The sequence below is a fragment of the Luteimonas abyssi genome (genome assembly GCF_001482195.1).
Taxonomy (GTDB): domain Bacteria; phylum Pseudomonadota; class Gammaproteobacteria; order Xanthomonadales; family Xanthomonadaceae; genus Luteimonas; species Luteimonas abyssi.
The window spans coordinates 706,220-730,277 of sequence record NZ_KQ759763.1 but is presented as its reverse complement, the minus strand read 5'-3'; the positions used below and the strand labels follow the sequence as shown (position 1 = coordinate 730,277).

The 24,058-nt window shown below is 65.8% G+C and carries 18 protein-coding genes, 2 tRNA genes, 3 rRNA genes and 1 other RNA gene; 13 read left to right on the top strand and 11 right to left on the bottom strand.

Translation table 11 applies throughout. The features are described from left to right. Positions 1 to 103: 103 nt before the first annotated feature. Together RG19_RS02930 and RG19_RS18125 are read right to left on the bottom strand one after the other, a co-directional pair. Positions 104 to 1,429: an aminopeptidase P N-terminal domain-containing protein gene (locus RG19_RS02930; RefSeq protein WP_058833956.1), complete on the bottom strand. Its 1,326-nt coding sequence runs from the start codon at positions 1,427 to 1,429 to the stop codon at positions 104 to 106. Positions 1,430 to 1,458: 29 nt separating this feature from the next. Beyond that, positions 1,459 to 1,983, bottom strand: a complete 525-nt coding sequence (locus RG19_RS18125; protein WP_274377956.1) for a UPF0149 family protein — start codon at positions 1,981 to 1,983, stop codon at positions 1,459 to 1,461. 169 nt (positions 1,984 to 2,152) lie between these two features. On the opposite strand from RG19_RS18125, the gene RG19_RS02920 reads away from it, so the two are divergent. The 7 genes from RG19_RS02920 (at position 2,153) to rpiA (ending at position 7,049) form a co-directional block, all read left to right on the top strand. Further along, entirely contained in the window at positions 2,153 to 4,348 is a 2,196-nt protein-coding gene (locus RG19_RS02920; RefSeq protein ID WP_162267045.1) for a putative bifunctional diguanylate cyclase/phosphodiesterase, read from the top strand. Positions 4,349 to 4,379: 31 nt separating this feature from the next. Beyond that, positions 4,380 to 4,601, top strand: a complete 222-nt coding sequence (locus RG19_RS02915; protein WP_058833954.1) for a TIGR02449 family protein — start codon at positions 4,380 to 4,382, stop codon at positions 4,599 to 4,601. Next, positions 4,598 to 4,885, top strand: coding sequence for a cell division protein ZapA (locus tag RG19_RS02910; protein ID WP_058833953.1), 288 nt, complete (start codon positions 4,598 to 4,600; stop codon positions 4,883 to 4,885). The genes RG19_RS02915 and RG19_RS02910 overlap by 4 nt, the downstream gene beginning before the upstream one ends. 106 nt (positions 4,886 to 4,991) lie before the next feature. Then, positions 4,992 to 5,172, top strand: a non-coding RNA gene (gene ssrS / locus RG19_RS17100) — 6S RNA. Positions 5,173 to 5,330: 158 nt separating this feature from the next. After that, the gene (locus tag RG19_RS02905) at positions 5,331 to 5,915 is read left to right on the top strand and encodes a 5-formyltetrahydrofolate cyclo-ligase (RefSeq protein ID WP_058836375.1); all 585 of its coding nucleotides are present in this window, start codon (positions 5,331 to 5,333) and stop codon (positions 5,913 to 5,915) included. Continuing rightward, on the top strand, positions 5,912 to 6,391 hold the full coding sequence (locus tag RG19_RS02900) for an EVE domain-containing protein (protein WP_058833952.1): 480 nt from the start codon (positions 5,912 to 5,914) through the stop codon (positions 6,389 to 6,391). The genes RG19_RS02905 and RG19_RS02900 overlap by 4 nt, the downstream gene beginning before the upstream one ends. Positions 6,392 to 6,401: 10 nt before the next feature. Continuing rightward, a complete protein-coding gene (gene rpiA, locus RG19_RS02895) occupies positions 6,402 to 7,049 on the top strand; it encodes a ribose-5-phosphate isomerase RpiA (protein WP_058833951.1) in 648 nt (215 codons plus the stop codon). A 542-nt stretch (positions 7,050 to 7,591) separates the two neighbouring features. Here the strand turns inward: rpiA and rrf are convergent. The 5 genes from rrf to RG19_RS02870 form a co-directional block, all read right to left on the bottom strand. Further along, a 5S ribosomal RNA gene (rrf, locus tag RG19_RS02890) occupies positions 7,592 to 7,705 on the bottom strand. Positions 7,706 to 7,864: 159 nt separating this feature from the next. Continuing rightward, a 23S ribosomal RNA gene (locus RG19_RS02885) occupies positions 7,865 to 10,744 on the bottom strand. 228 nt (positions 10,745 to 10,972) lie between these two features. Continuing rightward, a tRNA-Ile gene (locus tag RG19_RS02880) sits at positions 10,973 to 11,049 on the bottom strand. Positions 11,050 to 11,063: 14 nt separating this feature from the next. Next, a tRNA-Ala gene (locus RG19_RS02875) sits at positions 11,064 to 11,139 on the bottom strand. An 87-nt stretch (positions 11,140 to 11,226) separates the two neighbouring features. Further along, a 16S ribosomal RNA gene (locus RG19_RS02870) occupies positions 11,227 to 12,771 on the bottom strand. The 16S, 23S and 5S rRNA genes sit together here with 2 tRNA genes alongside, the layout of an rRNA operon. Positions 12,772 to 13,335: 564 nt before the next feature. On the opposite strand from RG19_RS02870, the gene RG19_RS02865 reads away from it, so the two are divergent. Beyond that, on the top strand, positions 13,336 to 13,800 hold the full coding sequence (locus tag RG19_RS02865) for a DUF192 domain-containing protein (protein WP_058833950.1): 465 nt from the start codon (positions 13,336 to 13,338) through the stop codon (positions 13,798 to 13,800). A gap of 55 nt (positions 13,801 to 13,855) precedes the next feature. Further along, positions 13,856 to 14,701, top strand: coding sequence for a SirB1 family protein (locus RG19_RS02860; RefSeq protein WP_058833949.1), 846 nt, complete (start codon positions 13,856 to 13,858; stop codon positions 14,699 to 14,701). Positions 14,702 to 14,721: 20 nt separating this feature from the next. On the opposite strand, the gene RG19_RS02855 is transcribed toward RG19_RS02860, so the two are convergent. Then, complete coding sequence (locus RG19_RS02855; RefSeq protein ID WP_058833948.1) at positions 14,722 to 14,916, bottom strand: rubredoxin; 195 nt, start codon at positions 14,914 to 14,916, stop codon at positions 14,722 to 14,724. Positions 14,917 to 14,985: 69 nt separating this feature from the next. Here RG19_RS02855 and thiE point away from each other — a divergent pair, with 69 nt between their 5' ends. Further along, positions 14,986 to 15,633: a thiamine phosphate synthase gene (gene thiE / locus RG19_RS02850; protein WP_058833947.1), complete on the top strand. Its 648-nt coding sequence runs from the start codon at positions 14,986 to 14,988 to the stop codon at positions 15,631 to 15,633. Positions 15,634 to 15,698: 65 nt separating this feature from the next. Further along, entirely contained in the window at positions 15,699 to 17,018 is a 1,320-nt protein-coding gene (gene hemL / locus RG19_RS02845; protein ID WP_058833946.1) for a glutamate-1-semialdehyde 2,1-aminomutase, read from the top strand. Between the two features lie 344 nt (positions 17,019 to 17,362). Here hemL and RG19_RS02840 read toward each other — a convergent pair whose 3' ends face one another. Further along, positions 17,363 to 18,475, bottom strand: coding sequence for an alpha-hydroxy acid oxidase (locus RG19_RS02840; protein WP_058836374.1), 1,113 nt, complete (start codon positions 18,473 to 18,475; stop codon positions 17,363 to 17,365). Between the two features lie 2 nt (positions 18,476 to 18,477). Beyond that, a complete protein-coding gene (locus tag RG19_RS02835) occupies positions 18,478 to 19,158 on the bottom strand; it encodes a Fe2+-dependent dioxygenase (protein ID WP_058833945.1) in 681 nt (226 codons plus the stop codon). A 165-nt stretch (positions 19,159 to 19,323) separates the two neighbouring features. Between RG19_RS02835 and RG19_RS02830 the strand changes: the two genes are divergently transcribed. Further along, positions 19,324 to 21,609: a TonB-dependent receptor gene (locus RG19_RS02830; RefSeq protein WP_202905312.1), complete on the top strand. Its 2,286-nt coding sequence runs from the start codon at positions 19,324 to 19,326 to the stop codon at positions 21,607 to 21,609. 198 nt (positions 21,610 to 21,807) lie between these two features. Here RG19_RS02830 and RG19_RS02825 read toward each other — a convergent pair whose 3' ends face one another. Then, complete coding sequence (locus RG19_RS02825) at positions 21,808 to 23,043, bottom strand: acetylornithine transaminase (RefSeq protein WP_058833944.1); 1,236 nt, start codon at positions 23,041 to 23,043, stop codon at positions 21,808 to 21,810. A 73-nt stretch (positions 23,044 to 23,116) separates the two neighbouring features. On the opposite strand from RG19_RS02825, the gene RG19_RS02820 reads away from it, so the two are divergent. Further along, positions 23,117 to 24,058: trans-sulfuration enzyme family protein (locus RG19_RS02820; RefSeq protein WP_238376577.1), on the top strand; the 942-nt coding region annotated here is incomplete at its 3' end.

Here is a 24,058-nt window from a genome sequence, read left to right as displayed (position 1 = left end):
GGCTCCCACCTGGCAATCGCCACAGGCGGGACCGTCAACCGTTCGCCGGCCCGGTACGCACCGGGCCGGCGTCGACGCGAAGCAGCACGCCGCGCCGGACCGCTCAGCGCGAGGCCATGAAGTCCTCGATCTCGTCGGCGCTGCGCGGCAGGCCCGGCGTGAGCAACTCGTGGCCATCTCGGGTGATCGCGAAATCGTCCTCGATCCGGATGCCGATGCCACGCCACTTGTCGGCTACCCCGCGCGCGTCCGCCGGCACATAGAGACCGGGCTCGACGGTGAACACCATGCCGGGCTCGAGCAGGCGCGACTCGCCGTCGATGCGGTAGTCACCGACATCGTGCACGTCGAGTCCGATCCAGTGCCCGGTCTTGTGCGGGTAGAAACGCTTGTAGGCGCCTTCTGCGATCAGCTTCGCGGCCTTGCCCTTGAGCAGCCCGAGCCGCAACAGCCCCTCGACGAGCACCGCCACGGCGGTGTCGTGGATGACCCCGTAGGCGACACCCGGCCGCGCCTGTGCCGCCGCCTCGGCATGCGCCTGCGCCACCACGTCGTGCAGGGCGCGCTGTTCGGCGCTGAAGACGCCATCGACCGGAAACGTCCGGGTGATGTCGGCGGCGTATCCGCCGAACTCCGCGCCGGCATCCACCAGCACCAGATCACCGGCGTCTGCCTTCGCCCGGTTGGCGCGGTAGTGCAATACGCACGCGTTGTCGCCGGCGCCGACGATACTTTCGTAGGCCGGTGCGGCATCGTGGCGTCGGAACACGTACTCCAGCTCCGCCTGCAGCTCGTACTCGTGCACCCCGGGGCGCGCGGCGCGCATGACCGCGGCATGCGCCTCCACGCTGATCCGGCCGGCACGTTTCATCAGCCGCAGCTCCTCGCGCGACTTGAACAGGCGCATTTCGTCGAGCAGGTGGCCGAGCTCCAGGAACTCATGCGGCGGTTGCGCGCCCAGCCGCACCTGCGCTCGCACCCGGTTGAGCCAACCGATCAGCTTCAGATCGAAATCGGTATCGCGGCCGAAGTGGTAGTACACCCGGCTGCGGCCCTCCAGCAGACCGGGCAGGATCTCGTCGAGGTCGTCGATCGGATAGGCGTCGTCCAGCCCCAACGCGTCGACCGCGCCCTCAGGCCCCACGCGGGGACCGTCCCAGGCTTCGCGGTCGGGGTCGCGTTCGCGGCAGAACAACAGCGTCTCGCCGTGCGCACGGCCGGGCACCAGCACCAGCACCGCATCGGGTTCCTCGAACCCGGCGAGGTACCAGAGGTCGGAGTCCTGCCGGTACGGGAAATGGGTGTCTCGGCTGCGCACGCGCTCGGGCGCGGCCGGCAGCACGAGGATTGCGTCGTCGCCCGCCATGCGCATCAGCTGGCGACGGCGGCGGGCGTAGGTGGCGGCGGAGAACTTGGCGTTGAGCGACATGCGGTCTCAGGATCCGGCGACAGCGGCGTTCAGTTCAGACGTTCACGGTGGCGCGGGCCGAGCGTGCAGTCGCCATGCAGCAGCAACACCGCGACCCTTACGAATTCCTCGATCTCGGCCAACGCGGCCTCTTCCTCGTCGTCCTCGCCCTCCTGCGGCGCCGCCGCGGCAAGCTTGGCGATATCGGCCATCGCCTCCCGTCCCTCTTCCGACAGCGCACGCGCATCGCCCGCGGCCAGGCCGAAGGCACCGAGGAAACCGCGGCACCATTCGAACAACGCACCGCTGCGCTCGTAGAGAGAGGTGTCTTCGGAAGGCAACAGCAGTTCGAACGCGAAGCTGCGATCCTCCAGCTGCGCCACGGTCACCGTCCGGAGCCGTTCGAGGGTCTCGTCGGTCTCGAACGCCGCGTCCGCCAGGGCGCGTCCCAGCCAGCCGTCGTCGCCGTCGCCACCGCCGGCGAGCCAACCCGCGACCGCACCATGCAGCTCCGCGGCGGACATGGCCGCTCCGAGGCGGCGAATGGAACGGCCGACGTCTTCGGCGGCAGGCAGGGCGTCTTCGGACACGGCAATGACCCGGGTGAAAGAGGCCACCAGTCTAGTCGTTCGACAGGCGCACGTCCCGGAATGCGCATCGCGTTGCCCGGGTGCCTTGTTGGCCCACGGGAGCTGTGCATACACTCGGAAATACCGCCCTGCGCGGCCAGGGGACCGTATATCCGTGGGTGACCTTTCTGACCCCCGCCTGATGCTCGCGCTGGGCATCGCCCTGGCGGCCTGCGCCTTGTTCGTCCACACGCGCCTGCGCCTGCGCCGCATGCGCGCGGACATGGACATCCTGCGCGAGCGCACCGAGCGCCTGAAGATGGCGCTGTGGGCCAGTGGCGAGCGGTACTGGGAGTACGACCCGGCCACCCATACCGCCAGAGTCCTGGAGACCGAGACCGCTCCCGCCGCCATCCTGCTGCAGGAACGGCAGATCGCGCTGGACACCTCGCTCCATCCCGACGATGTCGACATCGCGCTCCAGCGGCTGGCGGACTATCTCGCCGGCCGCGTACGCACGTTCGAATGCGACATGCGCACGACCGGAGACGATCCGCGCTGGATCCGGTTGCGCGGACGCGCGATCGAGGTGGACGCGGCACAGCAGGTGCGCAAGGTCGCCGGCACCGTGGTCGACGTCACCCGGCTTCGCCGTGAGGATCGGGACCGCAGAATCGCCGCGGAGGTGCTGCGCAGCATGAACGAGGCGGTCTCGGTCGTCGATGCGGGCTTCGACTTCGTCACCGTCAACCCCGCCTTCTCCAGGATCACCGGATTCGCGGCCGAGGACGTGATCGGCCGCAACGCCCGCATGCTCGACAGCCGCCAGCACGATGCGGCGTTCTACGATCACATCCGCCGCGAGCTGGTGCGCAACCGTCGTTGGAGTGGCGAGATGTGGCAGCGCCGCAACGACGGCGAGGAATTCCTGTGCGCGATCGAAGCGGCGGCGGTGGCATCGGACGACGGTGCGCCTCTGTACGTCACCGTGCTCAACGACATCACCCAGCAAAAGCGCGCCGAACAGGAGCTCCGCTACCTGGCGAGCTTCGACACGCTCACCGATCTGCCCAACCGCGCGTTGCTGTCCGAGCGGTTGTCGCGGGCGATCGTCCGCGCCCGGCGCGAACGGGGCCGCATCGCGGTGCTGTTTCTCGATCTCGACCGGTTCAAGGACATCAACGACTCCTTCGGCCATGCCACCGGCGACCGCCTCCTGCGCGCAGTCGCGAGACGGCTGCAGGAGACCGTCGGCCCGCACCAGACGGTCGCCCGCCTGTCGGGCGACGAATTCACCATCGTGCTCGAGAACATCGAGACCGCTCAGGATGCCGAACAGGTCGCACGCGACATCATCGCGGCCTTCGAGGCGCCGCTGCTGCCCGATCGCGGCCACGAGATCAAGATGTCGCCGTCGATCGGGATCAGCCTCTACCCCGAGCACGGGCAGACGCCCACTGAACTGCTCAAACGGGCCGACACCGCGATGTACCAGGCCAAGAATGCGGGCCGGCGGACGTTCATGCGCTACGACGAGGTCATGGATGCCAGCACGCGCGAGCGGGCCCTGCTGTCGAACGCCTTGCGCAAGGTGCTCGATCGCGGCGAGCTGCGGCTGGCCTTCCAGCCGCGACTGGATCTGGCCCGCTCGCGGATCGGCGGCGTGGAGGCGCTGTTGCGCTGGCACAGCGACGAGCACGGCGAGATCGCGCCGGACGACTTCATTCCGCTGGCCGAGGAGAGTGGCCTGATCCTCGAGATCGGCGACTGGGTCCTGCGCGAGGCCTGCCGGGTGATGCAGCGCTGGCGTCAGCAGGGCATTTCGGACCTGCGGGTTTCGGTCAATGTCTCGATGCTGCAGCTCAATCGCGGCGACTTCCCCGACGTCGTTCGGCATGTGCTCGAAGACACCGGCATGCCGGCCAGCGCCCTCGAACTGGAGTTGACCGAAAGCGTGTTGATGGCCGACGCCGAACAGAACGCCCGGCATCTGCGCGCGCTCCGGGCCCTGGGCGTCTCGCTGGCGATCGACGATTTCGGCACCGGCTACTCCTCGCTGGCCTATCTCAGGCGGCTGCCGATCCAGACGATCAAGATCGACAAATCCTTCGTCGACGGGGTGCCCGAGAATGCCGAAGATGCGGCGATCGCCGGCACGGTGATCTCGATGGGGCATTCGCTGGGTCTCAAGGTGGTCGCAGAGGGCGTCGAGAACGAAGCCCAGGCGACGTTCCTGGCCGAGCAGCAGTGCGACGAGGTCCAGGGCTTCTGGCTGTCTCCGCCGCTGGACGCCCAGGCCACCCTCGCCCTGATCCGCCACTGGGCCGCCACCGGGCCGGCCGCCCGGCCGGCGCCCCCGCTCCCGCCTTGACCGCCCCCCGGCGCCTGCCTATCGTTCGCGCATGGATCAGACCGACGTCGTCGAGCAGCTACGTACCGTTTCCAGCCGCATCGACGGCCTGGTCGAGCGCATCCAGCGGCTGAGCGAGGAAAACCGTCAGCTGCGCCAGCAGCAGGAACACCTGAGCGGCGAACGCTCGCAGTTGCTCGCCAAGAACGAGCAGGCCCGCTCCCGGGTCGAAGCCATGATCGCGCGCCTCAAGGCGCTGGAGCAGCACACATGAGCGCCGGCGAGCCCGTCAGCATCCGCGTGCTGGATCGCGAGTACACCATCGGTGTCGTCCCCGAAGAGCGTGATGCGCTGGTCGAGGCCGCACGCCAGCTCGACATGCGCATGCGCGAGATCCGCGGCAGCAACAGGATGGCCGCCGTCGACCGGGTGGCGGTGCTTGCAGCGCTCAATCTCGCGCACGAACTCAAGCAACTGCAGGCCGAGCAGCACAGCCGCGAACGCGCGCTCCGGCAGGCGCTCGATGCGCTGGAACGACGTCTCGACGCGATCGACTGAGCCGACACCACGGCGTCGCGACATCGTCGGATGCGGGCTGAATGCATCGCGCGATGTGCCGACGGAAGGCGATGCATGCGGATGGTCGCGCGCTATACTTCGTGCTCGTCCTCTGCTGTGTCGACAGCGAGCCAACATTCGCCTTGTCCCTTAATGACGACCTCGGGGACGCGAGGGCATCCGGGTGTGCATGTCCGCTCCGTGCGGAAAGCCCGATGGATCCTGAGCTTCCCCACTTGAACCTCGGGTTCAAGGTCGTTTGCACGCATCTTCATGGCGGAGGACGTATTTCTTTCGGGCCGCGGGCGCGACGGAAGCTTCGGCAACGCCGGGGTTTCCGTCGCGCCCGCGGTGTTTTGGTCGGCGGGAATTCGTGGACGCAACTCCCGTTCGGACACGGCTTCGGCGACAATGACCCGATGACGCCGTATCGCCTGTCATGGACATGACCGCTGATCGCCGCCGCCTGCGCGGCACGCTGCGCGCAGGCAGGCGCGACCTTCCCGCCGCCACACGCCTGCGCGCCGCGGAGACGGTGGCCGAACGCCTGTTGGCGCTGCCCTTTCTGCCCGACCGCGGCTATGCCGCCGGCTACTGGGCCTTCGATGGCGAGCTCGCACTGCATGTCTGGCAGATGCGGCTGCCGCCCGGCCTGGTGTACTGCCTGCCCGTTCTCCATGAGGACGGCCGCCTGCGCTTCGCACCCTGGCGGCCGGGCGATGCGCTGGTGACCAACCGCCACGGCATTCCCGAACCCGATGTCGCGCCCGGTGGCCTGCTCGATGCGCAGGCATTGTCATTGGCAATCGTGCCGCTGGTGGGCTTCGATCGGCGTGGCCATCGGCTCGGCATGGGCGCCGGCTGGTACGATCGCACCTTCGCGTTCCGCTCCGCATCGCCTGCGCCCCCCTGGCTGGTGGGCGCCGCCCACGCGACACAGGAAGTCGAACGGCTCGACGTCGCACCGTGGGATGTCCCCCTCGACGCGATCTGCACCGAACGCGAAACCCTGATTCCGGACCCTGCATGAGCGCACGCAAACGCTACTGGCTGATGAAGTCGGAACCCACCGACTTCTCCATCGACGATCTCGAACGAGTCGGCACCGAACCCTGGACCGGCGTCCGCAATTATCAAGCCCGCAACTTCATGCGTAACGGCATGCAGATCGGCGACGGCATTCTGTTCTACCACTCGAACACCCAGGTTCCCGGGATCTACGGCATCGCCGAAGTCGCGACCGAAGCGTATCCGGACCCGACCCAGTTCGAACGGAAATCCAAGTATCACGACGAAAAGGCGACACGCGAGGAACCGCGCTGGTTTCTGGTCGACGTCCGGTTCGTACGCAAGCTGCACGCGCCCATCTCGCTGGAGGAGATTCGCCAGCAGGCCGATGCGCTCGGCGAGGAGTTCGCGCTGATCCGGAAAGGCAGCCGCCTTTCCGTCCTTCCCGTCACCGCCGCGCAATGGAAGATCCTGCTCGGCCTCGAACAGACATCCTGAACCCGTACCCATGTCAGAAGCCAAACGCCTGGCCGGCGAAAAAGCCATCGAATTCGTCGAGGACGGCATGATCGTCGGGGTCGGCACCGGCTCCACCGTGGCCTACTTCATCGACGCCCTGGCCCCGCTGCGCCACCGGATCGAAGGCGCGGTGTCCAGCTCGGAACAGAGCACCGCCCGGCTCAAGCAACATGGCATCCCGGTTCTCGACCTCAACGCCACCGGCCCGCTCGCGCTCTACGTCGACGGCGCGGACGAGTGCGATCCCGGCAAGCACCTGATCAAGGGCGGGGGCGCGGCCCTGACCCGGGAGAAGATCATCGCCGAAGCCAGTGAGCGCTTCGTCTGCATCGTCGATGCCGCGAAGCAGGTGCCGGTACTGGGACGCTTCCCGCTCCCGATCGAGGTCATTCCCATGGCCCGCAGCCTGGTCGCCCGGGCGGTCCTCGAGCAGACCGGAGGACAGCCGGTCTGGCGCGAGGGCGTGTCCACCGACAATGGCAACTGGGTCCTGGACATCCATGGGCTCGAGATCACCGACCCGGTCGCGCTGGAAGCCCGCCTCAACCAGATCCCGGGCGTGGTCGCGGTCGGCCTGTTCGCACGCCGTCCGGCCGATGTCGTCATCGTCGGCGGCGACCCGATCCAGGTGCTCTGATCGCACGACCTCGAGCGCGCGCCCATCGGGCGCAGGCTCATCTGCCAGAAACCCGATCTAGTGTTCTGAAAGGGCATCCTGCCTGCGTTCTTTTTGTGGCCGCCACTCGGTACGGACCTGCGCTCCGTGCCGGCCGTGGATCACAAGGCCCTGACCGACCACGCCGCTCGGGTGACCTACCAGACCAACGAGGTTCTTCGGTACTTCGAGGGGTTGGGCGTGAGGGCTTCGACAGGCACGTCGCCGCAACCGGCGCATCGGCCGGCCTCCTTCAACGAAGCGCCGAGTCCGACGCCGAGGTGAGCCGTGTCCAGGTGGCCGGGTATCGCGTCGAGCGCGCCATGGATGGCGCGCGCCCGAGTCAGGGCAGGATGCCTTGACCGAGGGAAGAGCGATGCCCGGCCACCTGGGCGCGGCGTCCCGCCGAAGCGGCGCAACAAGGTGGCACCAGCAATGCAGCCCGTGAATCGAGCCAATCCGTCGAAAGCGGACGCGCAAAGAAAAACCCCCGCCGGAGTCCGGCGGGGGTTTTGGGGTAAAGACCCTGGCGATGACCTACTCTCGCATGCTAGATGCACACTACCATCGGCGCGTACGCGTTTCACTTCCGAGTTCGGAATGGGATCGGGTGGTTCCACGCAGCTATTGTCACCAGGGAGAGGGTGGAGGGTCGCGGTTCGGTCTGGACGGAAGTCCGGAGACGGATCGCGCTCACGCTCTCATGGGGTTGGGTTTGTAGCGAGCATTTGAATCGAAGTTGTTCGACGTGTTGCGAGGCTTAGACGCTTCGCATTGGCGAAGCCACTTGAGGTTATATGGTCAAGCCGCACGGATCATTAGTACTGGTTAGCTCAACACATTGCTGTGCTTACACACCCAGCCTATCAACCACCTGGTCTTGATGGTTCCTTTAGGGGAGTCAAGCTCCCGGGAGATCTCATCTTGAGGCACGCTTCCCGCTTAGATGCTTTCAGCGGTTATCGTTTCCGAACGTAGCTACCCGGCAGTGCCACTGGCGTGACAACCGGAACACCAGAGGTTCGTCCACTCCGGTCCTCTCGTACTAGGAGCAGCCCCTCTCAAATCTCCAACGCCCATGGCAGATAGGGACCGAACTGTCTCACGACGTTCTGAACCCAGCTCGCGTACCACTTTAAATGGCGAACAGCCATACCCTTGGGACCGACTACAGCCCCAGGATGTGATGAGCCGACATCGAGGTGCCAAACACCGCCGTCGATATGAACTCTTGGGCGGTATCAGCCTGTTATCCCCGGAGTACCTTTTATCCGTTGAGCGATGGCCCTTCCATACAGAACCACCGGATCACTAAGACCTACTTTCGTACCTGCTTGATCCGTCGATCTTGCAGTCAAGCACGCTTATGCCTTTGCACACAGTGCGCGATGTCCGACCGCGCTGAGCGTACCTTCGTGCTCCTCCGTTACTCTTTGGGAGGAGACCGCCCCAGTCAAACTACCCACCATACACGGTCCCCGACCCGGATTACGGGCCTAGGTTAGAACGTCAAGCACGACAGGGTGGTATTTCAAGGATGGCTCCACCACAGCTAGCGCCATGGTTTCAAAGCCTCCCACCTATCCTACACAGACGAACTCAACGTTCAGTGTAAAGCTATAGTAAAGGTTCACGGGGTCTTTCCGTCTTGCCACGGGAACGCTGCATCTTCACAGCGATTTCAATTTCACTGAGTCTCGGGTGGAGACAGCGCCGCCATCGTTACGCCATTCGTGCAGGTCGGAACTTACCCGACAAGGAATTTCGCTACCTTAGGACCGTTATAGTTACGGCCGCCGTTTACCGGGGCTTCGATCAAGAGCTTCGCCTTGCGGCTGACCCCATCAATTAACCTTCCGGCACCGGGCAGGCGTCAGACCCTATACGTCCACTTTCGTGTTTGCAGAGTCCTGTGTTTTTGATAAACAGTCGCAGCGGCCTGGTCACTGCGGCCCCCGATCGCTCAGCTGCGCATGCAGCCACGATCAAGGGCGCACCTTCTCCCGAAGTTACGGTGCTATGTTGCCTAGTTCCTTCACCCGAGTTCTCTCAAGCGCCTTAGAATTCTCATCCTGCCCACCTGTGTCGGTTTACGGTACGGTCTGCGTAAGCTGAAGCTTAGGGGCTTTTCCTGGAAGCGTGGGATCAGTGACTTCGCTCCAAAGAGCTCGTCTCGGTGCTCGGTCTTAAAGGGACCCGGATTTGCCTAAGTCCCAAACCTACCGCCTTTCCCCGGGACAACCAACGCCCGGTACACCTACCCTTCTCCGTCCCCCCATCGCACTTACGCGAGGTGCTGGAATATTAACCAGCTTCCCATCGACTACGCATTTCTGCCTCGCCTTAGGGGCCGACTCACCCTGCGCCGATTAACGTTGCGCAAGGAAACCTTAGGCTTTCGGCGTGCGGGCTTTTCACCCGCATTGTCGTTACTCATGTCAGCATTCGCACTTCCGATACCTCCAGCAGACTTCTCAATCCACCTTCGCAGGCTTACGGAACGCTCCTCTACCGCGCATATTGCTATGCACCCCAAGCTTCGGTTCAGTGCTTTAGCCCCGTTAAATCTTCCGCGCAGACCGACTCGACCAGTGAGCTATTACGCTTTCTTTAAAGGGTGGCTGCTTCTAAGCCAACCTCCTGGCTGTCTGTGCCTTTCCACATCGTTTCCCACTTAGCACTGAATTGGGGACCTTAGCTGTGGGTCTGGGTTGTTTCCCTTTTCACGACGGACGTTAGCACCCGCCGTGTGTCTCCCATGCAGTCCGTCTCGGTATTCGGAGTTTGCCATGGTTTGGTAAGTCGCGATGACCCCCTAGCCATAACAGTGCTCTACCCCCGAGAGGATTCACATGAGGCGCTACCTAAATAGCTTTCGAGGAGAACCAGCTATCTCCGGGTTCGATTAGCTTTTCACTCCTAATCACACCTCATCCCCTACCTTTGCAACGGGAGTGGGTTCGGGCCTCCAGTTGATGTTACTCAACCTTCACCCTGGGCATGACTAGATCACCCGGTTTCGGGTCTATTGCCCGCGACTATGCGCCCTTATCAGACTCGGTTTCCCTTCGCCTCCCCTATACGGTTAAGCTTGCCACGAACAATAAGTCGCTGACCCATTATACAAAAGGTACGCAGTCACCCCGAAGGGCTCCTACTGCTTGTACGCACACGGTTTCAGGGTCTATTTCACTCCCCTCTCCGGGGTTCTTTTCGCCTTTCCCTCACGGTACTGGTTCACTATCGGTCGGTCAGGAGTATTTAGCCTTGGAGGATGGTCCCCCCATGTTCAGACAGGGTTTCTCGTGCCCCGCCCTACTCACTTTTCATCTGCGTGGCCCTTTCACATACTGGGCTATCACCGTCTATGGCCGGCCTTTCCAGACCGTTTTGCTAGAACCATGCAGACTTTTGGGCTGTTCCCCGTTCGCTCGTCACTACTCAGGGAATCTCGGTTGATTTCTTTTCCTACGGTTACTTAGATATTTCAGTTCACCGCGTTCGCCTCGTATGGCTATGTATTCACCATACGATACCTCTTGCGAGGTGGGTTCCCCCATTCGGACATTGCCGGATCAAAGCTTGTTGCCAGCTCCCCGACACTTTTCGCAGGCTACCACGTCCTTCATCGCCTCTGACCGCCAAGGCATCCACCGTGTGCGCTTATTCGCTTGACCATATAACCCCAAGTCGCCTCGGAGTTGCTGTGTCCAGGGGTACAAAGCCCGGACGCGAATATTGCAACGACTCAAATTAGGAATCTTGCGATTCCCGCCTTAGCCTCACGACACGTCGTAGACAACACTCATCTTCAACGCTCGCTACAATCCCAATTTTCAAAGAACCGGCACAGCTTCAGCGCTGCTGCCGTTCAAAATCTTGATGTGTACGCTTTCATCCAGAAATGGTGGGTCTGGGAGGACTCGAACCACCGACCTCACCCTTATCAGGGGTGCGCTCTAACCACCTGAGCTACAGACCCAATGTCGCTTGCCCTGGTGGAGCCAGTCGGGATCGAACCGACGACCCCCTGCTTGCAAAGCAGGTGCTCTCCCAGCTGAGCTATGGCCCCGTGTAAGGGACTGTCCCGTCGAAACGGAACTTCTGGATGCAGGTTACTTGTGCGGACGCCTGGAAGGCAAAAGCCATCCGGTTCTCTAAAGGAGGTGATCCAGCCGCACCTTCCGATACGGCTACCTTGTTACGACTTCACCCCAGTCATCGGCCACACCGTGGCAAGCGCCCTCCCGAAGGTTAGGCTACCTGCTTCTGGTGCAACAAACTCCCATGGTGTGACGGGCGGTGTGTACAAGGCCCGGGAACGTATTCACCGCAGCAATGCTGATCTGCGATTACTAGCGATTCCGACTTCACGGAGTCGAGTTGCAGACTCCGATCCGGACTGAGATGGGGTTTCTGGGATTGGCTTGCCCTCGCGGGTTTGCAGCCCTCTGTCCCCACCATTGTAGTACGTGTGTAGCCCTGGCCGTAAGGGCCATGATGACTTGACGTCATCCCCACCTTCCTCCGGTTTGTCACCGGCGGTCTCCTTAGAGTTCCCACCATTACGTGCTGGCAACTAAGGACAAGGGTTGCGCTCGTTGCGGGACTTAACCCAACATCTCACGACACGAGCTGACGACAGCCATGCAGCACCTGTGTCACGGTTCCCGAAGGCACCAATCCATCTCTGGAAAGTTCCGTGCATGTCAAGGCCAGGTAAGGTTCTTCGCGTTGCATCGAATTAAACCACATACTCCACCGCTTGTGCGGGCCCCCGTCAATTCCTTTGAGTTTCAGTCTTGCGACCGTACTCCCCAGGCGGCGAACTTAACGCGTTAGCTTCGATACTGAGTTCCAAAGTGAACCCAACATCCAGTTCGCATCGTTTAGGGCGTGGACTACCAGGGTATCTAATCCTGTTTGCTCCCCACGCTTTCGTGCCTCAGTGTCAGTGCTGGTCCAGGTAGTCGCCTTCGCCACGGATGTTCCTCCCGATCTCTACGCATTTCACTGCTACACCGGGAATTCCACTACCCTCTACCGCACTCTAGCCTGCCAGTATCCAATGCAATTCCCAGGTTGAGCCCAGGGCTTTCACATCAGACTTAACAAACCACCTACGCACGCTTTACGCCCAGTAATTCCGAGTAACGCTTGCACCCTTCGTATTACCGCGGCTGCTGGCACGAAGTTAGCCGGTGCTTATTCTTTGGGTACCGTCAGAACACTCGGGTATTAACCGAATGCTTTTCTTTCCCAACAAAAGGGCTTTACAACCCGAAGGCCTTCTTCACCCACGCGGCATGGCTGGATCAGGCTTGCGCCCATTGTCCAATATTCCCCACTGCTGCCTCCCGTAGGAGTCTGGACCGTGTCTCAGTTCCAGTGTGGCTGATCATCCTCTCAGACCAGCTACGGATCGTCGCCTTGGTGGGCCTTTACCCCGCCAACTAGCTAATCCGACATCGGCTCATCCAATCGCGCAAGGTCCGAAGATCCCCTGCTTTCACCCGTAGGTCGTATGCGGTATTAGCGTAAGTTTCCCTACGTTATCCCCCACGACAGGGTAGATTCCGATGTATTACTCACCCGTCCGCCACTCGCCACCAAGAGAGCAAGCTCTCTCGTGCTGCCGTTCGACTTGCATGTGTTAGGCCTGCCGCCAGCGTTCACTCTGAGCCAGGATCAAACTCTTCACTTAAGTCTTACTAAGGCCGAAGCCCTATATAGCTTGAGTGCAGTCGTCGTCCAGAACTCGTCATCAATCACTCGCATTTGCATGCTTGGAATCGACTTTGTGCTCTTTCGAACGTCTGCGTTTTGTGGATGGTCATCCACCCGCCAGACGTCCGCACAAGTCTCCTGCGTACACTGTCAAAGATCTTCGGAACCGGCCTCAGCGCCGCATCCCTTTCTTCTTTCGCACTCCGACGTTTCCGTCGAGGTGAGCCGCCCATTCTAGCGTGCTTTTCGCTTCCGTCAACACCTTTTTTCGAAGGCTGCTTCAGCGTCCCGTTCGTCTCTGGCCCGGAGGCGTTTCGTCGAGGGGAGCCGCGTATCTTACCGCGACACGAGCGGCCGTCAAGGCCCGGTGAAGCTTTTTCTGGCCCGTCTTCCGTTCGAGCCGTGCGGCCGTCTGGAAGCGGGCGCGCATTGTGCACACAAACGTCACAGCTGCCAACTTGACGTGTCCAGCGAGCTGCCCGATGGTCCTGAGCCAGTCACGGGTCGCGCCCGTGCCCTTCCTGCAGCCGAGGCCTCTTCAATGCTTGCTCGCACCGTCCGTTACGCCATTGCGCTCTGTACGGCACTCCTTCTGTCTTCCTGCGCCGCTGCCAGCGAGCCGTGGGTCGAGCTCGCCGGCGAGCGTTACACCGTCGAAATCGCCGCCGACGACGCGAGCCGCGCGCGCGGGCTGATGTTCCGCGACGAGATGGCGCGCGACCGCGGCATGCTCTTCATTCATGACGTGGAGGCGCCGCAGGCGTACTGGATGAAGAACACCCGCATCGCGCTGGACATCCTCTACTTCGACTCTGAATTGCAGTTGGTTTCCCAGCAGCGGGACGTGCCGCCCTGCACCTCCGGCGATCGGTGCCCTCCCTACCCCAGCCGTGCACCGGCCCGTTATGTGCTCGAACTCAATGCCGGCGAAGCGGCGCGCCTGTCGCTGCAGGACGGCGCGACGCTGACCGTGGATCCCGGCATCGACCTGCCCCCGGCGCGCTGAACGTTTCACGCGTGGCCGCCTTGCATCGTCGAGGGTCGCGGCGCAGTCTGACCCCATGAGCGCGCCTTTCGCCCTGCCCCAGTGGAACAGCCTGATGGCGCTGGAGGACGGCGACATCCCGCTGTTCGCCACGACGCTGCTGATCGCACGCGACGAGTACCCCGACCTCGATCCGCAGGTCTATCACCAGCTGCTGGACGTTCACGTGGACGCGCTACGCGGTCGCGTCGATGCGCTCTCGCCCTGGCCGCTGAAGATGATGGCGATCAACCAGTACCTGTTCGAGGAGCAGGGCTACGCGGGCAACCACGAGGCCTATTACGACCCGCGCAACAGCTATCTCAATCAGGTGTGCGAGCGGCGGCTGGGCATTCCGCTCTCATTGGCGGTCGTGCAGATGGAGGTCTCGCGCCGTCTGGGCATGCCGCTCGAAGGCGTCTCGTTTCCCGGCCATTTCCTGGTCCGGCTCCCGGTCGACGACGGCGTCCTGATCATGGACCCCTTCAACCGCGGCCGGCCGCTGGATGCGGACGAACTGCGCGAGCGCGCACGGACGCACCTGGACGGCAGCGCGATGGACGACGAGGTCCTTCAGCAGATCCTGCATCCTGCTTCGCACCGTTCGATCCTGGTCCGCATGCTCCGCAACCTGTACGGCGTCTACGTGGAAGCCGACGACTGGGAGCGCGCCCTGCGCTGCGTCAACCGCATCCTGCAGCTCGTGCCCGAGCAACCCGAGGCCCTGCGCGACCGCGGGCTGTGCTATCTCCAGGTCGGTCATCTGCGCGGCGCGCGTCACGATCTCGGACGTTATCTGTCGTTGCAGCCCGGCGCGCAGGACGCACGCGGGATCCGGGAGGCGCTGATCGGCGCCAGCGGCGAAACCGCGCGCCTGCACTAGAGAAAGGGCGTCGGAGACGCCTACAGCGGCATCATCTCGAAGTCGTCCTTGGTCACGCCGCAGTCGGGGCACGTCCAGTCGTCCGGCACATCCTCCCAGCGTGTCCCCGGCGCGATCCCTTCGTCCGGGAGCCCCTGGGCCTCGTCGTAGATGAAACCGCACACCACGCACATCCAGGTACGAAAGGCGGCTGCGGGCGCTGCGGGTTCGTTCATCGCGTTGGATAATCGGGCTGTGGAGACGACACATTCTCACACAGCGCCCCGCAGCATGAAGGACCGCCGATGACCGCTCCGCTCCACCCCGCCCGTACGGCACGTCCACGCGGGCTCTATCTCATCACGCCGGATGAGACCGACACCGCACGCCTGCTCGAGCGCGTGACCGCGGTGCTGCCGCAGGCGCATTGGCTGCAGTACCGCAACAAAGCGGCGCCCGCCGCCCTGCGCGAAACGCAGGCCGCCGCCCTGCGGGCGCTGACCCGCGACCACGGGGTGGCGTTGATCGTCAACGACGAGATCGGCCTGGCCGCGCGTGTCGGCGCCGACGGCGTCCATCTGGGCGAGGACGACGGCGGGCCCGAACAGGCCCGGGCCGAGCTCGGGCCCGAAGCAATCATCGGCGTGTCCTGCTACGACGATGCCGACCGCGCACGCGCGGCCGTCCTCGCCGGCGCGGACTACGTCGCCTTCGGCGCGTTCTTCCCCAGCTCGACCAAACCCGGTGCACGGCACGCCAGCCCCGCCCTGTTACAGGAGGCCGCCGCGCTCGGCGTGCCGCGGGTGGCGATCGGCGGCATCACTGTCGACAATGCGCGCAGCTTGGTCGACGCCGGCGCCGACCTGGTGGCCGTCATCAGTGGCGTCTTCGACGCGTCCGACCCAGCGGCCGCCGCGCGCGCCTATCGCGCCGCGTTCGAAGGCCCGGTCTGAAAACACCGTCCACGCGCCACCCCGCGTCCCTCAGGCCGCGCCATCTCACGATCCAGGAGTTCCGCATGTCCCGCCCGCCGTCCCACACCCTGCCCCGAACCCGCTCCCACAACCTGTTCACCCGAGCCGGGGACCTCCTGCCCGGCGGGGTCAATTCGCCGGTGCGCGCGTTCGGCTCGGTGGGGGGCGAGCCGTTCTTCGTCGAGCGTGCCGACGGCGCCTATCTCTACGATGTCGACGGTCATCGCTACATCGACTACGTCGGTTCGTGGGGACCGATGATCGCCGGCCACAACCATCCCGCGGTGCGCGAGGCCGTGGCGGCGGCGCTCGGCAACGGCCTGTCCTTCGGCGCCCCCTGCGCTGCGGAAGTGACCATGGCCGAGACCCTGACCCGGCTGGTGCCCTCCTGCGAGATGGTGCGGATGGTGAACTCGGGCACCGAGGCGACGCTGTCGGCGATCCGTCTGGCGCGCGGCGCGACCGGGCGCAGCCGGATCGTGAAGTTCGAAGGCAACTACCACGGCCATGGCGACTCCTTCCTGGTGAAAGCAGGCAGTGGCGCACTCACGTTCGGCGTGCCGAACTCGCCCGGCGTACCGAAGGCCCTGGCCGACCTCACGCTCACTCTGCCTTACAACGATTTCGATGCGGCCACCGCGCTGTTCGAGGCCTCGGGCGACGACATCGCGGGCCTGATCGTCGAGCCCGTCGCCGGCAACGCCAACTGCCTGCCACCGCGCGAGGGTTTCCTGCAGCATCTGCGCGAGCTGTGTTCGCGGCATGGCACCGTGTTGATCTTCGATGAAGTGATGACCGGCTTCCGCGTCGCGCTGGGCGGCGCGCAAACGCGTTATGGCGTCACCCCGGACCTGAGCACGTTCGGCAAGATCATCGGCGCCGGCATGCCGGTGGGCGCCTACGGCGGACGCCGGGACCTGATGTCGCAGATCTCGCCGGCCGGTCCCGTCTACCAAGCCGGCACGCTGTCGGGCAATCCGGTCGCCATGGCGGCGGGTCTCGCCCTGCTCGAGGTGATCCAGGCGCCAGGCTTCCACGATGCGCTCGAAGCCCACGCCAATGCCTTGTGCGACGGACTCGAGGCGCTCGCGCGCGACGCCGGCGTGCCGTTCACCACCAACCGGGTCGGCGCCATGTTCGGCCTGTTCTTCACCGACGCGCCGCGCGTCGATACCTATGCGCAGGCCACCGCTTGCGATACCGCCGCATTCGGCCGCTTCTTCCACGCGATGCTCGATCGCGGCGTGTTTCTCGCGCCCTCCGCCTTCGAGGCAGGATTCGTGTCGTCGGCCCACGACAACGCGACGCTGGAGGCCACCCTGGCGGCGGCACGCGAGGCGTTCGCGGCCGCCAGGCCGGCGTAGGTCCGGCAGGCGCAGCATCTCGCGCGCCGACCGGTCGCCCTGGTCCAGCTCGATTTCGGCGGCCTGTCGGCGGATTGCGCGCACGAGGCGCGCATCGCCCATCTTTGCGAAACATGCAGGGCGGACGCCGCGCACGTCGCCGAGGGGCTGCTCGCTCCGGCCCGAAAACGGAATGCGACAGCAGCCCGATCGATACCGGCGCCCGGGCCGTCGCGCCGTTGCGGCGACGGCCCGGGCCATTCGGTGGAAGCGGCACGCGCTCGCGGCACGTCGTCGGCGTCCTTTCGCTGCCCGGGTTCAGCGGGCAAGTCCAGGCGGTTGCTCCGAAGAGGGTGCGGTGCAGCCTACGCGTGAGCGGCTCCGACCACGTGCGAAGCCTCGATGTCCGCCAGCGTCGCGCACCCGCAGACGGCCATCGTCATCTCCAGCTCCACCCGGAGCAGGTGCAGGACGTGAGCGACGCCCGGCGCACCGGCCGCGGCCAGCGCATGCACGTAGGGACGTCCCACGAGCACCGCGCGCGCACCCAGCGCCAACGCCTTGAAGACGTCCGTGCCACGGCGGATGCCACCGTCGAGCAGGACCGGCACGCGGCCGTCGACAGCCGCCACGATCGCCGGCAGCGCGTCGATCGTCGCCAGCTGCGTATCCAGCACGCGACCGCCGTGATTGGACACGATCAGGCCATCGACGCCGTGCGCCAGCGCGCGTGTGGCATCCGCCGGATCGGTCACGCCCTTGAGCAGCAGCGGCATGCCGGTCTGCGTCCTCAGCCAGGCGATGTCCTGCCAGGTGGGTGCGGCCGTGATCAGGGGGTTCGAAAACAGGCTCTCGCCCGGCGCCACCTGCGGGGCCGGCCTCGCGCCCGGGCCTGCCGGCAGCGGCTGGCCCAGACGCTGTTCGCGGTTGCGGGGGCCGTTCACCGGCGCGTCCACGGTCACCACCAGCGCGCGGCACCCGGCGGCTTCGGCACGTCCGAGTTGCGCCAGCGCCCTGTCGCGGTCCGTCGACAGATACAACTGCGACCACAATGGCGTGTCGGCTTCGCGCGCCAGGGCATCGACGGCCACATCGGCCTCCGCCGAGACCACCATGCCCGCGCGCATCGCCGCAGCGGCCAGCAGGCTGGCACGCTCCCCGTCCGGATGCGCGAGGGCCTGCCGGGCGACCGGCGCCAGGAGGATCGGATACTCGTGGGCGACGCCGAACAGATCGAGCCGGCTGTGCCCCGACGACAGGTCGGCCAGCACCCGGTTGCGCAGCTTCAGGCGGTCGAAGGCGGCACGGTTGTCGGCGACGGTGAGCTCGTCCGCGGCGCCGCCTTCCAGATACGCCCAGGCCGCCGGCGTCATCCGTTCCCGCGCGTAGGCCGCGTAGTCGGCGACGCAGGCGATCGCGGGGGGGATCCGCGCCAGCGGCGGCAGCGGAGCGGCTTCGGTCGCATCGGATCCGGTCATCGTCAGGTCTCCGACCATCGCCGCAACAGATTGTGGTAGATGCCGAGCAGCCGCGGCACCTCCGCGCTGTCCGGGTCGCGCGCGAGCAGCGACTGGATGGCGCCGTCGAGCTCGTACAGCATGGCCCGCTGGGCATCCTCGCGGACGAGGCTCTGCACCCAGAAGAACGAGGCGATGCGCGCGCCTCGCGTCACCGGCTCCACCCGATGCAGGCTGGTCCCCGGATACAACGCCAGATGGCCTGCACGCAGCTTGATCCGCTGCGTGCCGTAGGTGTCCTCGACGACGAGCTCGCCCCCGTCGTACTCGTCCGGCCCGCTGAAGAACAGCGTCGCGGAGACATCGCTGCGGATGCGGTGACCACTGCCCGGCACGCTCAGGATGGCGCTGTCGACATGGTTGCGGTAGGCGCCGCCATCGGCGTAGCGGTTGAAGCGCGGCGGCAGGACCTTCAACGGCAGCGCCGCCGACATGAAGACCGGGTGGGTGCCCAGGGCCTGCATCACGACCTCCGCCACCCGGGCCGCGACCGGATCGTCGGGCGCGAGCTGCTGGTTGCTCTTGACGCGCTGCGCCTGGTGCCCGGCAGTCGCGCGGCCGTCCTGCCAGCCGGCGCCTTCGAGCAGAGCGCGACAGTGTCGAACCTGATCCTGGCTGAGCACATCGGGGATATCGAGCAACATCCGGGGCGGTCACCTCGGCGGAACGGGCGCTCAGCCTACCCGAACGCATATGGACGCGAAGGCGGATGTGAACGATTTGCTAAACTGAATGCGAATTACTAACATTTACAGCAACGCGCCGGTGGAACCGGTGCATTCCGCTTGAAGATCCAGAGGACTTCCATCGTGTTCACGAGCCCGCACCGCCGCCTCCGCCGCAGCCCCCTCGCTGCCGCCCTGTTCATCGCCGTCGTCACCCAGGCCCACGCGGACAACGCATTGCAGCAGACGGATCGCACCTTCGACCCGGTCGAGGTCCGTGGCGAGGCCGTGCAGCGCGCGTCGTCCCCGAAGTTCACCGCGCCGCTGCGCGACACCCCCCAGACGGTGTCGGTGGTGCCCGCCGAGGTGTTCAACGCCCAGGGCGCCCGCGACCTGACCGATGTCTTGCGCAACACGCCGGGCATCAGCTTCAACGCCGGCGAGAACGGTTTTTCGACCAACGACAACAACTTCAGCCTGCGCGGGTTCGACACCAGCGGCAGCATCTTCGTCGACGGCGTCCGCGATTCGGGCAACTACGCCCGCGACGTGTTCAACGTCGAGCAGGTGGAAGTGGTGAAGGGACCGGCCGCCGACAACGGGCGCGGCGGTCTCGGCGGCTACGTCAACCTGGTGACCAAGACGCCGCAACTGGGCTACTTCGTGCGCGGCACCGCGAGCTTCGGCTTCGACGAGACCGACGCGCACGCGCGCTCGCGCGGTACCGTCGACATCAACCAGCAACTGGGCGTCAGCAGCGCGCTGCGCCTGAACGTGCTGGCCCAGGACGGCGGCGTCGTCGGGCGCAAGTTCGCGTCGAGCGACGCCGTCGGCATCGCCCCGTCGCTGGCGTTCGGGCTGGGCACGTCGACCCGGTTCACCCTCGCCGCGCAGTACCTGAGCCAGAGCGGCCGTCCCGATTGGGGCGTGCCGGGCGCCTCGATCGAGGACACGGTGAACTACGACCCGATCGCCGGCGGCGCGTCCCGCGACACCTTCTACGGCCTGCGCACCGATTACGACGACACCACCACGCAATCGGCGCTGGCGCGGATCGAACACGACTTCAGCAACGGCCTCACCCTGAGCAACCAGACCCGGTGGGCGGAAACCGACCGTACCGCGGTCTACACGGTGCCGTTCGGCTACGACGCGGCCACCGAGCAGGTGGTCGGCCAGACCCAGGCCTACCAGCGCGAGAACCGCAGCCTGTCCAACCAGACCGACCTGAGCGCCACCTTCCGCACCGGCGCGATCGAGCACACCGTGTCGGCCGGCATCGAACTCAGCCGCGAGGAATCGGACGGCCTGCGCTTCGACACCCGCGACCAGCCGCCGACCAACGTGCTTCATCCCGATTACCTGCGCGCGGTCGCTCCGCGGTCCGATGAGGTCCAGAGCAACCGGGTCCGGATCGACACCGTGGCCGCCTACCTCTACGACACCGTCCGTCTCAACGAACAGTGGCAGATCACCGGTGGCCTGCGCGCCGAGCGCTACGAGGTGGACATCGGCAGCACCGATCTCGTCAGCGGCCGACCGCAGGGCCCGGATGGCTACGAGACCCGCGACACCAGCCTCAGCGGCAAGCTCGGCGTGGTCTACAAGCCGGTCGAGAACGGCAGCATCTACGCTTCGGTCGGCATCGCCACCCTGCCGCCGGGCGCGTACCTGTCCAATCCCGACATCTCGCGGACCGGCGACAACGCGTTCCCCGGTCTGGTCGGGCAGAACAATGACGAGGCCAAGCCCCAGCGCGCGGTCAACCACGAGATCGGGGTGAAGTGGAACTTCTTCGACGATCGCCTGGCGACCAGCGCGGCCGTGTTCCAGACCCAACGTCGCGGCGTCGCGATCTCGGGCGTGGACCCGGACGTGCCCGGCAGCCCGACCCTGTTGCGCGGTTACGGCAAGCAGGTGGTCCGCGGCGTCGAGCTGGCGGTCACCGGCACCCTGACCGAGGCCTGGAGCGTGTTCGCCGGTGCGGTGTTCCTGGACAGCGAGCGCCAGCACAGCGCGTGGCTGGATGCCGCGCGCCGCGGCGCGAACCCGGGCGACTACGGCAGTTTCCTGAGCACCGATGGTGACGAACTTGCGTTCACGCCGAAGCGCTCGGCCAACCTGTGGACCACCTACACGTTCGCCAACGGGCTCACCCTCGGCGGTGGACTGCAGCATGTGGGCGACAGCTGGGCCGGCCGCCCGGACGATGCCGACCGCATCATCCCCAACGGCCGTTTCGGCAAGCTGCCCAGCTACACCGTCGGCAATCTGATGGCGTCCTACGCGGTCAACGATGCGCTGACCCTGCGCCTGAACATCGACAACGTGACCGACGAGACCTACGCCACCTCCATGACCTGGGCGATGACGCGCGGGTTCCTCGGCCCGTCGCGGAACTACCTGCTCAGCGCCGACTTCCGGTTCTGAGCCTGCGGCCGGCATTCGCCGGCCGCACCGATGTCGCCAGAAAGCCCCCGGCCAGGATGCGGCCGGGGCTTTTTTCATCGTCGGGCGACAGCCGGCCGAAGACCGCCCCAGGCGATGCAGAGCCCCGCAGCGAGAACCGGGTAGCTGCGATCCGGTGACATCGGGTTGGTCAGGGGCCGGACGCCGAGCGTGGCTCGATCACTCCACGAAGGCACGCAGCGCCGCCTCCAGGCGTTCGAGCCCGTCGGCGAGTTCCGCATCGGTGATGGTCAGCGACGGCACGAAACGCAGCACGTCCGGCCCGGCCTGCAATGCGAGCAGGCCCTGGCGCGCGCAGGCATCGAGGATCTCGCCGGCGCGGCCGGCGTACTGCGGCCGCAGCTGCGCGCCGATCATCAGGCCGCGCCCGCGGATCTGCGCGAACACCTCGAGCGCGTCGTCGATCCGTTGCAAGCCGTTGCGCAGCGCCGTCGATTGTCTGGACACGTTGGTCTGGATGGCGGGAGACGACAGCTTGCGCAGGGCCACCCGGGCGACGGCGCTCGCCAGCGGATTACCGCCGAAGGTGCTGCCGTGCGCGCCGAACTGCATCACCTCGGCCACCTTGGGACCGGCCAGCATCGCGCCGACGGGGAATCCCCCACCGAGCGCCTTCGCCAGGGTGACGATGTCCGGCACCACATCGTCCTGCCAGTGCGCGAACAGGCTGCCGGTGCGCCCCATGCCGCACTGGATCTCGTCGAGCACCAGCAACGCACCGTGGCGGTCGCACAGCTCGCGCACGCCACGCAGGAAGCCGGGCGCCGCCGGGGTGACACCGCCCTCGCCCTGGATCGGCTCGAGCATCACCGCCGCCACGTCGCCGGCCGACATCGCCACTTCGAGCCCGGTCAGATCGTTGAAATCGACGTAACGGAAACCGCCCGGCAGCGGCTCGTAGCCGGCTTGATACTTGGGTTGCGCGGTGGCGGTCACCGTCGCCAGCGTCCGTCCGTGGAAGCTGCCGCGGAAGGTCACGATCACCCGCTGCTGCGGCGCACGCCCCTGCTCGGACGCCCACTTGCGCACCAGCTTCATCGCCGCCTCGTTGGCTTCCGCACCGGAGTTGCACAGGAACACGCGCTTCGCGAAGCGCGAGGCGGTCACCAGCTCCTCGGCCAGTCGCAGCGGCGGCTCGCTGTAGAAGGCATTGCTGGTATGCCACAGCCGTCCCGCCTGATCGACAAGGGCCCGGGTGAGGTCCGGATCGCAATGACCGAGACTGCACACGGCGATACCGGCGGCCAGATCCACGTAGTCGCGACCGGCGCTGTCCCACAGCCGGGCACCTTCGCCTCGCTCGAGCACGAGATCGCGCGGACGGTAGACGGGCAGCCAGTAGCGGCCGGCGAGCGCGGTCAGGGAATCGGCGGGCACAGCGGTGGTGTCGTTCATGGCAGAGTGGCATCCGGTACGCGGCCCGCAATCCGGGCCCGGCCGCATTATCCGCCCTCTCCGTCCGGCCCGCATGTCCACAGATTCCGTCCCGTCCCACGCGCCCCATCCCGACACCCTGGCCGCACACGCCGGCGTCGCACCCGACCCCGTCAACGGCGCGATGAACGCTGGGCTGCAGCTGTCGACCACGTTCGAGCACACGCCCGACGCGCAGACGCCGCTGGGCTACCTGTACCAGCGCTACGACAACCCCAACCAGCAGCAGCTCGAACAGGCCCTCGCCGCCCTCGACGGTGCCGCGCGCGCCCTGTTCTTCGCCACCGGCATGGCCGCCGGCGCGGCCGTGCTGCAATCGCTCCCGCCGGGCGCACACCTGGTGATCGCCGACGACACCTATTTCGGCTATCGCGCGTTGATCGATCGGTTCCTGGCGCCGCATGGCCTGCGCCACACCGTCGTCGACGCGACCGATCCCGACGCGGTCCGTGCGGCGCTCACGTCCGATACGCGCCTGCTCTGGGCGGAAACGCCTTCGAACCCGCGCCTCAAGGTCTGCGACATCGCCGCCCTCGCCGATCTGGCCCACGCGGCCGGTGCACGACTGCTCGTCGACGGGACCTTCGCTCCGCCCACGCTGCAGCAGCCACTCGCGCTCGGCGCCGACGTCGTGCTGCACTCGACCACCAAGTACCTCAACGGCCATGGCGACGCGATGGGCGGCGTGCTGACGTTCGCCGACGACGACGCGCTGGCCGCCGATTGTTACGACGCGCGTCGCCTGTACGGCAGCAGCGCATCGCCGCTGTCGGCCTGGCTCACCCTGCGCGGCCTGCGCACGCTCCCGGTGCGCATGGAGCGGCACTGCGCGAACGCGAGTCGGGTAGCGGCGTTCCTGGCGGCACACCCCCGCGTATCCGTCGTCCATTACCCGGGACTTCCGGATCACCCGGGACATGCCGTCGCCACCCGGCAGATGCGCGACTACGGCGGCATGCTCTCGTTCGAGGTGGAC

Excerpts from the sequence above, each read along its gene's own strand:
- RG19_RS02860 (WP_058833949.1), top strand. The coding sequence starts at position 13,856 with ATGAGCGCGCCTTTCGCCCTGCCCCAGTGGAACAGCCTGATGGCGCTG.
- RG19_RS02905 (WP_058836375.1), top strand. The coding sequence starts at position 5,331 with ATGACCGCTGATCGCCGCCGCCTGCGCGGCACGCTGCGCGCAGGCAGG.
- RG19_RS02865 (WP_058833950.1), top strand. The coding sequence starts at position 13,336 with ATGCTTGCTCGCACCGTCCGTTACGCCATTGCGCTCTGTACGGCACTC.
- hemL (WP_058833946.1), top strand. The coding sequence starts at position 15,699 with ATGTCCCGCCCGCCGTCCCACACCCTGCCCCGAACCCGCTCCCACAAC.
- RG19_RS02900 (WP_058833952.1), top strand. The coding sequence starts at position 5,912 with ATGAGCGCACGCAAACGCTACTGGCTGATGAAGTCGGAACCCACCGAC.
- RG19_RS02835 (WP_058833945.1), bottom strand. The coding sequence starts at position 19,158 with ATGTTGCTCGATATCCCCGATGTGCTCAGCCAGGATCAGGTTCGACAC.
- RG19_RS02855 (WP_058833948.1), bottom strand. The coding sequence starts at position 14,916 with ATGAACGAACCCGCAGCGCCCGCAGCCGCCTTTCGTACCTGGATGTGC.
- RG19_RS02910 (WP_058833953.1), top strand. The coding sequence starts at position 4,598 with ATGAGCGCCGGCGAGCCCGTCAGCATCCGCGTGCTGGATCGCGAGTAC.
- RG19_RS02915 (WP_058833954.1), top strand. The coding sequence starts at position 4,380 with ATGGATCAGACCGACGTCGTCGAGCAGCTACGTACCGTTTCCAGCCGC.
- rpiA (WP_058833951.1), top strand. The coding sequence starts at position 6,402 with ATGTCAGAAGCCAAACGCCTGGCCGGCGAAAAAGCCATCGAATTCGTC.
- RG19_RS02825 (WP_058833944.1), bottom strand. The coding sequence starts at position 23,043 with ATGAACGACACCACCGCTGTGCCCGCCGATTCCCTGACCGCGCTCGCC.
- thiE (WP_058833947.1), top strand. The coding sequence starts at position 14,986 with ATGACCGCTCCGCTCCACCCCGCCCGTACGGCACGTCCACGCGGGCTC.
- RG19_RS02930 (WP_058833956.1), bottom strand. The coding sequence starts at position 1,429 with ATGTCGCTCAACGCCAAGTTCTCCGCCGCCACCTACGCCCGCCGCCGT.
- RG19_RS02840 (WP_058836374.1), bottom strand. The coding sequence starts at position 18,475 with ATGACCGGATCCGATGCGACCGAAGCCGCTCCGCTGCCGCCGCTGGCG.